General features: G+C 63.1%; 11 protein-coding genes. 3 read left to right on the forward strand and 8 right to left on the reverse strand.

The genetic code is table 11. From position 1 onward, the window contains the following. The first annotated feature begins 54 nt into the window (after window positions 1-54). The gene (locus tag NH234_RS21370; RefSeq protein ID WP_367254241.1) at window positions 55-1,536 is read left to right on the forward strand and encodes a methyl-accepting chemotaxis protein; all 1,482 of its coding nucleotides are present in this window, start codon (window positions 55-57) and stop codon (window positions 1,534-1,536) included. Window positions 1,537-1,655: 119 nt separating this feature from the next. Beyond that, window positions 1,656-2,021: an Mpo1-like protein gene (locus NH234_RS21375; RefSeq protein WP_085730565.1), complete on the forward strand. Its 366-nt coding sequence runs from the start codon at window positions 1,656-1,658 to the stop codon at window positions 2,019-2,021. A gap of 1 nt (window position 2,022) precedes the next feature. Here NH234_RS21375 and NH234_RS21380 read toward each other — a convergent pair whose 3' ends face one another. From NH234_RS21380 to NH234_RS21390, 3 genes are all read right to left on the reverse strand, one after another. Next, entirely contained in the window at window positions 2,023-2,817 is a 795-nt protein-coding gene (locus NH234_RS21380; protein ID WP_367254243.1) for an acyl-CoA thioesterase, read from the reverse strand. A 121-nt stretch (window positions 2,818-2,938) separates the two neighbouring features. Then, window positions 2,939-3,706, reverse strand: a complete 768-nt coding sequence (locus NH234_RS21385; RefSeq protein ID WP_367254246.1) for a CHAD domain-containing protein — start codon at window positions 3,704-3,706, stop codon at window positions 2,939-2,941. Window positions 3,707-3,783: 77 nt separating this feature from the next. Then, the gene (locus NH234_RS21390) at window positions 3,784-4,062 is read right to left on the reverse strand and encodes a hypothetical protein (protein ID WP_041069470.1); all 279 of its coding nucleotides are present in this window, start codon (window positions 4,060-4,062) and stop codon (window positions 3,784-3,786) included. Window positions 4,063-4,280: 218 nt separating this feature from the next. Between NH234_RS21390 and NH234_RS21395 the strand changes: the two genes are divergently transcribed. Beyond that, a complete protein-coding gene (locus NH234_RS21395; protein WP_367254248.1) occupies window positions 4,281-5,318 on the forward strand; it encodes a patatin-like phospholipase family protein in 1,038 nt (345 codons plus the stop codon). Here the strand turns inward: NH234_RS21395 and NH234_RS21400 are convergent. The 5 genes from NH234_RS21400 to kdpA are packed head-to-tail and all read right to left on the reverse strand — an operon-like array spanning window position 5,315 to window position 13,116. Then, window positions 5,315-6,013: a response regulator gene (locus NH234_RS21400; RefSeq protein ID WP_367254250.1), complete on the reverse strand. Its 699-nt coding sequence runs from the start codon at window positions 6,011-6,013 to the stop codon at window positions 5,315-5,317. The genes NH234_RS21395 and NH234_RS21400 overlap by 4 nt on opposite strands. A 48-nt stretch (window positions 6,014-6,061) precedes the next feature. After that, a complete protein-coding gene (locus tag NH234_RS21405; protein ID WP_367254252.1) occupies window positions 6,062-8,713 on the reverse strand; it encodes a DUF4118 domain-containing protein in 2,652 nt (883 codons plus the stop codon). A 28-nt stretch (window positions 8,714-8,741) separates the two neighbouring features. After that, window positions 8,742-9,287 carry a potassium-transporting ATPase subunit KdpC gene (gene kdpC, locus NH234_RS21410; RefSeq protein ID WP_367254254.1) on the reverse strand — a complete coding sequence of 182 codons (546 nt, stop codon included), beginning with the start codon at window positions 9,285-9,287 and terminating at the stop codon, window positions 8,742-8,744. Window positions 9,288-9,344: 57 nt separating this feature from the next. Beyond that, complete coding sequence (gene kdpB / locus NH234_RS21415) at window positions 9,345-11,411, reverse strand: potassium-transporting ATPase subunit KdpB (protein WP_367254256.1); 2,067 nt, start codon at window positions 11,409-11,411, stop codon at window positions 9,345-9,347. A gap of 10 nt (window positions 11,412-11,421) precedes the next feature. Further along, on the reverse strand, window positions 11,422-13,116 hold the full coding sequence (kdpA, locus tag NH234_RS21420; protein ID WP_367254259.1) for a potassium-transporting ATPase subunit KdpA: 1,695 nt from the start codon (window positions 13,114-13,116) through the stop codon (window positions 11,422-11,424).

The raw sequence follows: 13,116 nt of genomic DNA on the forward strand, positions 1-13,116 counted from the left end.
CGGCACAATGCTGGCACCTTGCCAAAACTGTTTCCGCTATCAGAGAAGACCTCCATGGGTGCCTGGCTTAGCAATATCTCGCTGAAATACAAATTCTGGGCGGTCAATGCGGTCGCCTTTGTCACCACCCTGTTATTGGTGCTGTACGCCGTACAGCTCGAACAGCAGGCCCGCAGCCATGCCGCGCAGGCCTCGGCACAGGCCCAGGCGCAATTGCTCAAGGCCTGGCCTGCGGATCAGGCCCTGCCCAAGAGCGATCAGGTGCTGACGTTCAAACGCGGTGAAGCGCCGCGCCTCAACGATCAACCGCTGCTGGAAATCACCGACAGCAACGGCTGGATCGAGATCAGTCACTTGCCGTTGTTCGGCGAAAACCCGCTGCTCGGCGCCGAGGTGTTCAGCCGTGCCGATGGCCAGCAGGTCGCCGTGATTGCCTACGCCCCCAGCCTCAGCCAGGTGTTCAGCGAACGTTTCGCCAACTACGCGGTGGCGGTGTTCATCCTGATGCTGGCGATGCTCGGTGCTTCACAGTTGCTGATCCGCTTCCTGCTCAGCCAGCTCAACACGCTCAAAGACGTGATGCTGCACGTGGAGAAAACCGGCGATCTTTCGGCGCGGGTGCCGTTGGCCTGCAAGGACGAAGTCGGTCAGATGGCCAATGCGTTCAACGCGATGCAGGCCGGCTACCAGCGTGTGGTCACTACCGTGGCCAACACTGCTCGGCAACTGGACGTCGGTGCTGCGCGGCTGGCATCGAGCATGAACGAGGTGCGCCACGGCATGCTCGGCCAACAGAGCGAAACCGATCAGGCGGCCACCGCGATCAACGAGATGACCGCCACCGTCTACCACATCGCCCAGCACGCCGGCGCCACCCGCGACCTGTCGCAGACTGCCGACGGCCTGGCCGGCAGCGGTCAGCAGGTGGTCACACGCGTTCAGCATTCGATTGCCGGCCTGTCCAGCGGCGTGCAGCAGACCGCCGAAATGATCCAGCGCCTGGCCGAGGACAGCCAGAAAATCAACGGCGTGGTCAGCGTCATCCACAGCATCGCCGAGCAGACCAATCTGCTGGCCCTCAATGCCGCCATTGAAGCGGCGCGCGCCGGGGAAATGGGTCGCGGGTTCGCGGTGGTCGCCGACGAGGTGCGCAACCTCGCCAAGCGCGTGCAGACCTCCACCGATGAAATCACCACCATGGTGTCGGCATTGCAGGCCGGCACCCGCGACGCGGTGGACTTCATGCAGGAGAGTTCGTACAAGGCCGACGACTGCGTGCAGCAGGCGCAAGAGGCTGGTGAAGCGCTGGCGGAAATCACCGGGGCGGTGGCGCAGATGCGCGAAAGCAATACGCAGATTGCGGTAGCGGCAGAACAGCAGAGCCAAGTGGCCGAAGAGATGAACCGCGCGGTGGTGAGCATTCGTGATGTGACCGAAAACACCGTGCAGCAGACCGTGGATTCGGCGACCACCAGTAACGAGCTGGCGACGCTGGCCGGTGAGCTGAACAAGGCAATCGGTCAGTTGAAGCTCTAGGGACAACATCAAGAATGACCATTGTCCCTATCACTGCAATAGCCAACCTTGATTCGCCGCCCTGCCCACCCGGGCCTATTCTTCAACTATGAATCGAACATGGATTGAGGAGCAGCAACATGGGCAAACGTCACCCCAACCTTCCCGCGTGGCAATGGCGCGCGTACCCGGCCAATCATCAGCACCCGACCAATCTGGTGTTGCACCTGATCGCCGTGCCGCTGTTCATCGTTGCGTTTCTGTTGATCGTCTCTGGCGTGTTCAGCCTGAGTCTGGCGAGCGTGGCGATTGGCGTCATCGGGATCGTCGCGGCGCTGGGTCTGCAGCGCCACGGCCACAGCCTGGAGGCGCAAGCCTCCGAGCCGTTCAGTGATCGCAAGGACGCGGTATCGCGCCTGCTGGTCGAGCAGTTTCTGACCTTCCCACGGTTCTTTCTCAGTGGCGGCTGGTATCGCGCCTGGCGTGAACGTCACCGCCGGCATTGAGTCAGGCGAAGATCGTCACCGTCTGCCGGCTCATGGCGATCAGTTCACCCTCCGCGCTCCACAGCTTGGCGGCGACGTGGCCGTAACCGTCGGCGGCATACTCGATGTCCGCCAGATACTGGCACCAGTCCAGCGTGCTCAAATCGTGTAAGGGCTGAACGAATTCGATGGTCCAGGTCAGCGTACTGCCCGGTGCCGGTTTCTTCAGATACGGCAACAGCGCCGGCGGCCAGGCATCGACCAGCGCCAGCAGATGCGCCTCGTTGACCGGCTCTTCCTTCACATCCCCACGCAAGCGCACCCAGCCGCCCATCAGCCGCGATTGAATGCCGGTAAATGGCATGCCGCCGACACTCCAGCGCATCGCCAGATGACGCATGAACTCCGGGGTCACGCCTTTGATGTACGGCAGTTCCTGGCAGTCGTCCCAGTGCTTCATCTCGGGCGCCGGATAGGCTGCAACCGCCACTTCCGAAGGGCGCGAAGCACCGAAGCTGCCTTGTACCATCGTCACCACCTGACCGTTCTGCACGGCGCGTCCCAGCACCTGAATGACCGCTTTGCCTTCGCGCAACACCTCGACCTCGAAGCTCACCGGCACTTCGGGCTCGACCGGGCCGACGAAGGTGATCGCCAGCGAACGCACCGGCCGTCCAGTTGGCACCCGAGTGCGCATCACTTCAAATTGCAGTGCGGCAACCAACCCGCCAAAACTGGCTCGGCCCTGGCCCCACTCCGCAGGAATCGTGACCTCCGGTTGACGACGGACAGCATCGATCAGATCGCAAAAGCGCATGGGAACCTCGGACACGAAAAAGGGAATGACCGGATCTTAACCAGCGCGACAGAGCGGCGCAGCGTCCATTCCGGTCAAAGAGACTGACAGATAAGACAGCCGCGCCGAGCTGTAGAGGGTTTCAGGACTTGAAGCAGGCTGCGCTGAGCTTTTCCAGCACCCGGTCAGCCTTGATCTCGGCCTTGGCCATGGTCGCCTGCCAGGTAGCGATGCAGGGCTGCAAATCTGATTCCTGCTCGGCTTTCGCCAGCCACTGCCAGCAATCATGCCAGTCGCCCAAGGCGCCTTGCGCAGACTTCAGGCGCTCCAACGCAGCTTTAGGTAGGCGATCGAGTTCGGGATAGGCTTCGATCCCGTAGCGCACCCGCTTGATCAACAGGCGCAGACGATGGCGGTCGTGGGCCGGATCGTGCAGCGCCACGTCGAGGTTCTTCCATTGTTTGCCCAGGCGCTTTTCGATGCGCAGGCCTAGATCATCGAGCAAGCCCTGACGCTGGGATGCCCGCAGGAAACGCGGGAAGGCATCGAGTATCATCAGCAGCGAAGCCACTTCGGCACTGGCTGCCAAAGTCGGGTAAGCCTCGGCCATCTGCGCCATGCGCCGCTGCGCGGCTTCAGGCTGGCCATGTTCGGTCAGCCAGGCCGCCAGCACCTCGCGGTCACGCCAGGGCGTGGTCAGTTGCCCGACAGCAGCGGCCGCATCTTCCAGTTGCTCGACACCGGGCAAGCCGCGCAATGGCCGCAACAGGCTGCGCAAGCGGCGCACGGTGGTTCGCAGATCATGCAGCGCCTCAGGGTCGGTCCGAGCGGTCAAACGTGCCTGACAGGCCAGCAGCCTGACTTCCAGGCTCAGGACATGAGCCACCAACCGGTCGACCAACGCAGACATTACTTGCTCCTGAATTCAATGGCGCTGCACAAGTGTGTACCTGCGCAATGCAGCTGCACTTGCGCTACGTCAGCAGCTTAGCGCCCGGCGCGGGATTCGCGAATGTAGAAACGTGCCTTCTCGGCTTTTTTGCTGCAACCCTCGAATCCCTCGAATTGCTGCTGAGTCTTGGCCGCGGTCAGCAACGACAGGGCTTTGGAGTAGCTGACCGTGCCGGCGAAACCCTCGGCCTTGGCCAGGTCCAGTTCATGCCACGCCGCGTCGAGCTGGCTGCCGCAGCTGTCGCGATAAGCAGTCTTGCCAGCGCAACCGGCCAATGCCAGGGCAATCAAGGGCACACAGATCCAGGCTTTCATCACTTACACCTCAAAGATAGGTCAAAAGTCGTGCAGTTAAGACGTTCGGGTGGTGAAAAAGTGCCTTGTGCCCCGTGAATCCACCACACGGCGAAAGATAACGCCAGCGGGTCATGAAGTATCGAAATAACGACGCCATCGCCACCCCGAGCGACCGTGACGATTGTAGCCCGACCCTCGATGGGTGCATTGTGGAAACCTGTCGGGGAGGAAGTCTGATGAAAAAGCGTGTCGCACTGGTGCTGGGCTCCGGTGGCGCCCGGGGCTATGCCCATATCGGGGTCATCGAAGAGATTGAACGGCGTGGTTACGACATCGCCTGTATTGCCGGTTGTTCGATGGGCGCCGTGGTCGGCGGAATCTATGCCTCCGGCAAACTCGACGAGTACCGCAACTGGATCGAAGGCCTGGATTATCTCGATGTGCTGCGGCTGGTGGACGTGAGTTTCCGTCTCGGCGCAATCCGTGGCGAAAAGGTCTTCGGCCAGATCCGCAAGATCGTCGGCGAGGTCAACATCGAGGAGCTGCGCATCCCCTACACGGCAGTGGCCGCCGACCTTACCAATCAACAGGAAATCTGGTTTCAGGAAGGCTGCCTGCATCAGGCGATGCGTGCCTCGGCGGCGATTCCCAGCCTGTTCACGCCGGTGATGCAAGGCAACCGGATGCTGGTGGACGGCGGGATTCTCAACCCGTTGCCGATCGTGCCGGTGGTGTCGAGCCATTGCGATCTGATCATCGCGGTCAATCTCAACTCGACCAACCAGCGTCATTACAAATTGCCGGTGATCCAGCGGCCTGCCGCGTTTCGTAGCCGCTTCGACAACCTGATCAGTTCACTCGGTTCGAAGATGCCGTTCCGCCGCACTCAAGCCGAGCAATTGCTGCGACTCGAACAGGAGGCGTTGCGCGCCGAGGCCGCCGAGATCAACCCGTGGGTCGAAGGTGCGGAGCCTGAAACCCAGCAACCGGCGGCCGCTCCCGAACGTGAAGGCGCCCCGAAATCCGCCACCGGTTCGTTCATCATCGATAACGTCGGGCCGGCATCGTTGCTGGACTTGATCAACCAGAGCTTCGAGGTGATGCAGACCTCGCTGGCGCAGTACAAGATCGCCGGGTATCCACCGGACATCCTGATCAACGTACCGAAGCGGGTGTGCCGGTTCTTCGAGTTCTACAAGGCGCCGGAGCTGATCGCGCTGGGTCGCGAGATCGCCCGGGACACCCTCGACCGTTACGAGAGCGAACAGAACTAAAGGCTGTTCTCGTTCAACAACCGATAACCAACGCCGGCCTCGGTCACGATGAACCGTGGCCGGGTCGGATCGTCCGCCAGTTTCTGCCGCAGATGCCCGACCACGATCCGCAGATAATGACTGTCTTCGGTGTGGGTCGGGCCCCAGATATCCTTGAGCAATTGCTGCTGGGTGATCACCCGCCCCGGATGCCGCGCCAGTTGCGCCAACACAGCGTATTCCTTGCGGGTCAGAGCGACTTCGACGCCGTCGAGCAACACGCGGCGATACGCTAGGTCCACGGTCAGCGGGCCGAAATTCAACGCGGCCTGCTGTGCTTCGCCGGACGGCGCCTGACGCAGCAACGCGCGCACCCGGGCGAGAAATTCCTGAATGCCGAACGGCTTGGTCACGTAGTCATTGGCGCCGCCATCCAGCGCCTGGACTTTTTGCCCTTCGCTGGCGCGCACCGAGAGCACCAGCACCGGTGCCGTAGCCCACTCGCGAAACTCGCGCAGCACTTGCTGACCGTCCATGTCCGGCAGACCGAGGTCGAGCACCAACAGGTCAGGTTTATTCAGCGCCGCATGGGCCAGGCCCTCGGCACCAGTGCCGGCCTCCAGCACTTTGTAGCCTTGCGAGGCGAGGCTGATGCGCAGGAACTTGCGGATCTGCGGTTCATCATCGATGACCAAAATGGTCGCGGTCTGAGTCATGAGTTCACATCAACACAAAAGAGTGGCAAGAGAGTAGCGCAGCGCGGATCAGGCTTCACCGTCCAACCCCGGTTGTGCCTGCAAAGGAAGGTGCAGGGTGATGCAGGTGCCGCGCCCGTCGATGCCGTCGCCGACACTGATCCGCCCGCCATGGGCGCCGACCATGCCCTGACAGATCGCCAGCCCCAGGCCGGTGCCCTGCCCGCCGCGATCGCCCCGGGCGGCGGTGTAGAACATGTCGAAAATCTTCGCCCGCTCATCGACGGGAATCCCCGGCCCCTCATCGCTGACCGAGAAAAACACCTCGCTGTCATCCGCCCCGGCACGCAGTTGCAGACGGCCGTGGGACGGCGAGAAACGCGCGGCGTTTTCCAGCACGTTCACCAGCGCCTGTTCGATCAACGCGGCATGGACGAACAGAAGCGGCAACTCGGCCGGTACGTCGGTGCTGACTTGCAATGATGACAATACGGCACGCAGGCGATTGAGCGCACTGCCGACGATGTCCGCCGGCGATACCCAGTCCCGCGCCAGTTTCAGGGCGCCGTGGCCGAGGCGGGTCATGTCCAGCAGATTCTGAATGTAACGGTCGAGACGTTCGGCTTCATCGCGAGTGCCTTCGAGCAACTCGCGGCGATCCTCCAGCGGGATTGCTTCGCCGAGTGCCAGCAGGCTGTCGATGCTGCCGCGCATTGACGTCAGCGGCGTGCGCAGATCGTGGGACACCGAAGCCAGCAAGGCGCTGCGCAGTTGTTCGGTTTCGCCGTGCAGGCGCGCGGCTTCCAGGTCATCGGCCAGTTGCGCTCGGGCCAGTGCCTGAGCGAGTGGCTGGCTCAGTGCGGTCAGTAAGCGGCGGCGTTGCCCACTCAAAGTCTGACCTTCTTTGGCACACACACCGAGCAGTGCGAGCGGCCCGTCCTCCACCGACAACGGCCACCACCACCAACGCCCGAAAGGCAACGTGCCGGTGCCCATGCCCGCCGGTTGATCGTGTTGCCAGGCCCAGTCGGCAGCGGCGCGTTCGGATTCAGTGAACTGCAACGGCCCACCGGTCTCGACTTTCCAGCCACCCTGCCCGTCGCGATTGAGCAGGCACAGTTGCAGATCGCTCCAGCCATTGAGGTGCTGTGCGGCGGCGCTGACCACGGCCTGACGGTCGGTGGCGGCGGTGAGTTTGCGCGAAAGGTCGAGCAGCTCGGTGGTCTCTTCCTGGGTATCGCGCAACGCCTGCAATTGCCGCCGCTGACGCGCCGCCAGGTTGCCGGTAAGCGCTGCCATCAGCAGGAAGAACAGCAAGGTCAGCACGTCTTCTTCGCGCTGGATAGCGAAGGAAAAATTCGGCGGAATGAACAGAAAGTCGTAGGTCAGAAACGACAACGCCGCACAAGCCAGCGAAGGCCCCAGACTGCTGCGTACCGCCACCAGCAATACCGCGGCAAGGAACACCAGTGAGATGTTCGGCAACGGCAATACGCTGGACACCGCCCACGCCAGCGCACTGGCCAACACCGTGGCCACCAGCGCCAGCGCGTAGTCGAACCACACCAGCGTTGGCGCCGTCCGCAGGCGTGGCGCGTGCTGCTCGTGATCGCTGTCCAGCACGTTGATTTCCAGGCCATGGGACTGACGCAACAATCGCGCTGCCAGACCACCACCGAACAAGCACCGGCGCAGACTCGGGCGCGACTGGCCAACCAGCACCAGACTGGCCCGGCGCTCGGTTGCATGCTGAATCAGGGTCTTCGCCACTTCGCCGGCCCGCAGCAGCACCACTTCCCCGCCAAGCCGTTCGGCCAGTTGCTGGGCGCCTTGCAGGCGCAGCCGCGATTGCTCATCGCGCACACTGCCGTTGTCGACGTGCACCAGGCTCCACGGCAAATGCCGACGTTGGGCGACACGGCTGGCATGACGCACCAGACGTTCGGCATCGGCATTGCCATCGACGCCGACCAGCAAGCGTCCGCGCACTGCCGGCGCGGCCTGACCGAGCTTGCGGTAGCCCTGGGCCAGATCGTTGTCGACCTGCGCCGCAGCCGTCTGCATCGCCAGTTCCCGCAACGCGGTGAGATTGGTCTGGGTAAAAAACGCATCGATCGCGGCCCGGGCCTGCTCGGGCACGTAGACCTTGCCTTCGCGCAAGCGCTCGAGCAGTTCCCGGGGCGGCAGGTCGATCAGCAGCAGTTCGTAGGCTTCCTGCAGCACCCAGTCCGGCAGGGTTTCGCGCACCTGCACGCCGGTGATGCCACGCACCTGATCGTTGAGGCTTTCCAGGTGCTGGACGTTGACCGTGGTGTAGACGTCGATGCCGGCGGCGAGCAGTTCCTGAATGTCCTGCCAGCGTTTGGCGTGGCGACTACCGGGGGCGTTGCTGTGGGCGAGTTCGTCGACCAGCACCAGTTTCGGTTTTGCTGCGAGCAGACCGTCGAGGTCCATTTCCTCCAGCGTCACGCCACGGTATTCCGAACGCACCAGCGGCAGTTGCGGCAAGCCGCCGAGCAGCGCTTCGGTTTCGGCGCGTCCGTGGGTTTCGACCACACCGGCGATGACTTTCACGCCCTGGCGCAGCTGGCTATGGGCGGCCTGCAGCATGGCGAAGGTCTTGCCCACGCCCGGCGCGGCGCCGAGAAAAACCTTGAGCCGGCCGCGTCCGTCGCGGGGCAGTTCTGCTAACAGCGCGTCGGCGCGGCCGGAGTCACTCATGCTTGAAGCTCTCTTCCTGAAGGATTCATTACCGCTTTTCCAGCGCCATGTTCAACGCCAGCACATTCACCACCGGCGGCCCCACCAGCGGCTGTTCGATGTGGGCGTCGAGCAACTGTTGCAAGGTCGCCACCGGCAAGTTGCGCGCGTGGGCGACACGCGCCAGTTGATAGGCAATCGCGGCCGGTGGCAAGTGCGGATCGAGACCGCTGCCGGACGTAGTCAGCAGCGCCAGCGGCACCGGGCCCTGACCGGGCACCAGCAGTTTGTTGGCGTCATCGATCACCCGAGTGGCCAGTGCCGGATTACTCGGCGCCAGGTTGCTCGCGCTGCTCGACACGGTGGCAAAGGCACCGGCCGACGGACGTGGATGAAACCACGCATCGCCGACAAAATCCTGAGCAATCAGGGACGAGCCGCGCACCTTGCCTTCGGCATCGCGCACCAGGCTGCCGTTGGCCTGCTCGGGGAATGCGACTTGCGCAACACCGGTGACCACCAGCGGATAGGCAACGCCGGTGACCAGGGTCATCAGCACCAGCAGGCTCAGGGCCGGACGTAACAATGTGGACATTTCAGACTCCTCGAATTCGGGCTTAAAGCGGTGTGCCCGGCACACCGCTGTTCAGGGTCAAACCAGATGCAACGCTGTCAGCAACATGTCGATCGCCTTGATCCCCACGAACGGCACCAGAATCCCGCCCAGGCCATAGATCAGCAGGTTGCGTCGCAGCAACGCCGCCGCATTCGCCGCCTGCACCCGCACGCCGCGCAGGGCCAGCGGGATCAGCACGACGATGATCAAAGCGTTAAAGACGATGGCCGACAGGATCGCGCTCTGCGGGCTGCTCAAGTGCATGATGTTCAGCACGCCCAGTTGCGGGTAGATCGCAGCGAACAGTGCCGGCAGGATCGCGAAGTACTTGGCCACGTCGTTGGCGATGGAAAAGGTCGTCAATGCGCCGCGAGTCACCAGCAGTTCCTTGCCGATCTGCACCACATCCAGCAGCTTGGTCGGGTCGCTGTCGAGATCGACCATGTTGGCCGCTTCACGCGCCGCCTGAGTGCCGTCGTTCATCGCCATGCCGACGTCAGCCTGGGCCAGCGCCGGGGCATCGTTGGCACCGTCGCCGCACATCGCGACCAGGCGACCGTCGTTTTGCTCGTGACGGATGCGCGCCAGTTTCTTCTCTGGCGTCGCTTCGGCCAGTACATCGTCGACGCCTGCTTCAGCGGCAATCGCGGCGGCGGTCAGCGGGTTGTCGCCGGTGACCATCACCGTGCGGATCCCCAGTTTGCGCAGCTCGGCGAAACGCTCGCGGATGCCCGGCTTGACCACGTCTTTCAAGTGGATGACACCGAGCAGTTTGCCGTCGGCACAGACCAGCAGCGGGGTGCCGCCGCTCTGGGCAATCTTGTCGATTTCCCGGGACAGCGCCGGCGCCAGATCCTTGCGTTGTTGACCGAGGAACGCCAGCAGCGAATCCACCGCGCCCTTGCGGAATACACGGCCCTGATAGTCGACACCGGACAAGCGTGTTTCCGCACTGAACGGCACCGCAGTCAACACATCCAGCGCAGGTTCCGTTTGCGGATGCAGGCCACGCAGGTACTCGACGATGGACTTGCCTTCGGCGGTTTCATCGGCGAGCGAAGCGAACAGCGCGCCTTCGGCCAGCTCGCGACCACTCACGCCGGGAGCGGCATACACCGCGCTGCAACGACGGTTGCCGAAGGTGATGGTGCCGGTCTTGTCCAGCAGCAACACGTGCACATCACCCGCTGCTTCCACTGCACGACCGGACTTGGCAATCACGTTCAGGCGCACCAGACGATCCATCCCGGCGATACCGATCGCTGACAACAGGCCGCCGATAGTGGTCGGAATCAGCGTGACCAACAGCGCCACCAGGAACACCAGCGGCAGGCTGCCGTTGGCAAAGTGGGCGAACGGTTGCAGGGTCACAACCACCAGCAGGAAGATCAGGGTCAGACCGATCAGCAGGATGTCCAGCGCCACTTCGTTCGGGGTCTTCTGGCGTTTGGCGCCTTCGACCAGCGCGATCATGCGGTCCAGAGTCGATTCGCCGGGGTTGGCGGTGATCTTCACCAGCAGCCAGTCGGACACCAACCGCGTGTTGCCGGTGACCGCAGAACGGTCGCCGCCGGACTCGCGGATCACGGGAGCCGATTCACCGGTAATCGCCGCTTCGTTGACCGCCGCGATGCCTTCGATGACCTCGCCGTCACCGGGGATCATCTCCCCGGCTTCAACGCGCACCACATCACCCTTGCGCAGGCTGGCGGCGGGCACCACCTGGAAGCTGCCGTTGGCCAGTTTGCGTCGGGCGCTCAGGCCTTCGCTGCCAGCCTTGAGGCTGTCGGCGCGGGCCTTGCCACGGCCTTCGGCCAGCGCTTCGGCGAAGTTGGCGAACACCACGGTGAACCACAGCCACAGGGCGATTTGCGCCGCGACGAAGGTCGGCACGACGTTGTCCGGGATGAAGCACAACACGGTGGTGAAAATCGCGGTCAATTCGACCACCAGCATCACTGGAGAGCGCACCAACTGGCGTGGGTCGAGCTTGACGAACGCTTGCACCAGCGCCGGACGCCACAGGGCGCTGATCGCGGTTTTGGGCGCTTCTGCCGACTTGGCAACTACCGCTGGTTTTGAAGCTGGAACATGCATATTCATGATGGATTCCTTAGAAGCCCATGCTCAGGTGTTCGGCAATCGGGCCGAGCGCCAGGGTCGGCAAGAAGGTCAGGCCGCCCACCAGCAAAATGGTCACGGTCAACAGGGTCACGAACAACGGGCCGTGGGTCGGGAAGCTGTTCTGGCCGATCGGTGCGGTTTTCTTCATCGCCAGGCTGCCGGCCAGGGCCAGTACCGGGAGGATGTAACCGAAGCGACCGATCAACATGCCCAAGCCCAGCATCAGGTTGTGGAACGGGGTGTTGGCACTCAGGCCACCGAACGCCGAACCGTTGTTGGCACTGGCCGAGGTGTAGGCGTACAGCAACTGGCTGAAACCGTGGGGGCCGGGGTTGCTGATGGTCGCCGCCGGGCCAGGCAGGGCAGCGGCAATCGCGCCCAGCACCAGCACGCCAACCGGCATCACCAGCAGGGTCACGACCAGCAGTTGCACTTCGCGGGCCTGGAGTTTCTTGCCGAGGTATTCCGGGGTGCGGCCGATCATCAGGCCGGCGAGGAACACCGCGATCAGCACGTTCAGCAACATGCCGTAGAGCCCGGCACCGACGCCGCCGAAGATCACTTCGCCGACCATCATGTTGACCAGCGCGACCATGCCGCTGAGCGGGTTGAGGCTGTCATGCATGCCGTTGACCGAACCGTTCGAGGCTGCGGTGGTGGTCACCGACCAGAGCACGGTGGCAGTGGTGCCGAAACGCGATTCCTTGCCTTCCAGCGGTGCGGTCTGTTCGACGGCCACGTTATTCAGCGCAGGGTTCGGCTGATACTCGGCCCACAGCGAAGTAGCGCCGCCGATCAGGAACAGCGCGAGCATGCAGCCGATGATGGCGCGGCTCTGACGCAGGTCCTTGACGTAGTGACCGAAGGTGAACACCAGCGCCACCGGGATCAGGATGATCGAGGTGACTTCGAACAGGTTGCTCCACGCGGTCGGGTTCTCGAACGGATGCGCCGAGTTGACGCCGAAGAAACCACCGCCGTTGGTGCCCAGTTGCTTGATCGCAATCTGGCTGGCTGCGGGGCCGAGCGGGATTACTTGATCGACGCCTTGCATCGTCACCGCATTCACATATTGCGCGAAGGTCTGTGGCACGCCCTGCCACACCAGGTACAGCGCCAGCAACAGACACAGCGGCAGCAGACCGTAGAGGGTGGCGCGGGTCATGTCGGCCCAGAAGTTGCCCAGGGTCTTGGTGGATTTGCGACCGATGCCACGGCACAACGCGACGAGCACGGCAAGACCGGTGGCGGCGCTGACGAAGTTCTGCACGGTGAGGCCGACCATCTGGCTCAGGTAGCTGAGGGTCGCTTCACCGCTGTAGGACTGCCAGTTGGTGTTGGTCATGAAGCTGACGGCGGTGTTGAACGCCTGGGTCCACTCCTGGCCCGGCAGGTTTTGCGGGTTCAGCGGCAGGTGATCCTGGAACAACAGGATCGCGAACAGCAACAGGAAACCCGCGAGGTTGAACGCCAGCAGCGCCAGCGTGTACTTCTGCCAGCTCTGTTCGGCTTGCGGATCGACCCCGGCAATTCGGTAACAGCCGCGCTCGACCGGGCCGAGAATCGGCGTCAGCCAGGTGCGCTGACCTTCCATCACCTTGTAGTAGAAGCGCCCGAGGAACGGCGCCGGCAGCAACACCAACGCGAAAAACGCGAGGATCTGCCAATAGTCATAACTGTGCAT

Source organism: Pseudomonas sp. stari2, from assembly GCF_040760005.1.
Lineage (GTDB): Bacteria > Pseudomonadota > Gammaproteobacteria > Pseudomonadales > Pseudomonadaceae > Aquipseudomonas.

Excerpts from the sequence above, each read along its gene's own strand:
- NH234_RS21385 (WP_367254246.1), bottom strand. The coding sequence starts at position 3,706 with ATGTCTGCGTTGGTCGACCGGTTGGTGGCTCATGTCCTGAGCCTGGAA.
- NH234_RS21375 (WP_085730565.1), top strand. The coding sequence starts at position 1,656 with ATGGGCAAACGTCACCCCAACCTTCCCGCGTGGCAATGGCGCGCGTAC.
- NH234_RS21395 (WP_367254248.1), top strand. The coding sequence starts at position 4,281 with ATGAAAAAGCGTGTCGCACTGGTGCTGGGCTCCGGTGGCGCCCGGGGC.
- NH234_RS21400 (WP_367254250.1), bottom strand. The coding sequence starts at position 6,013 with ATGACTCAGACCGCGACCATTTTGGTCATCGATGATGAACCGCAGATC.
- NH234_RS21405 (WP_367254252.1), bottom strand. The coding sequence starts at position 8,713 with ATGAGTGACTCCGGCCGCGCCGACGCGCTGTTAGCAGAACTGCCCCGC.
- NH234_RS21390 (WP_041069470.1), bottom strand. The coding sequence starts at position 4,062 with ATGAAAGCCTGGATCTGTGTGCCCTTGATTGCCCTGGCATTGGCCGGT.
- NH234_RS21380 (WP_367254243.1), bottom strand. The coding sequence starts at position 2,817 with ATGCGCTTTTGCGATCTGATCGATGCTGTCCGTCGTCAACCGGAGGTC.
- NH234_RS21370 (WP_367254241.1), top strand. The coding sequence starts at position 55 with ATGGGTGCCTGGCTTAGCAATATCTCGCTGAAATACAAATTCTGGGCG.
- kdpC (WP_367254254.1), bottom strand. The coding sequence starts at position 9,287 with ATGTCCACATTGTTACGTCCGGCCCTGAGCCTGCTGGTGCTGATGACC.
- kdpA (WP_367254259.1), bottom strand. The coding sequence starts at position 13,116 with ATGCACAGTTATGACTATTGGCAGATCCTCGCGTTTTTCGCGTTGGTG.
- kdpB (WP_367254256.1), bottom strand. The coding sequence starts at position 11,411 with ATGAATATGCATGTTCCAGCTTCAAAACCAGCGGTAGTTGCCAAGTCG.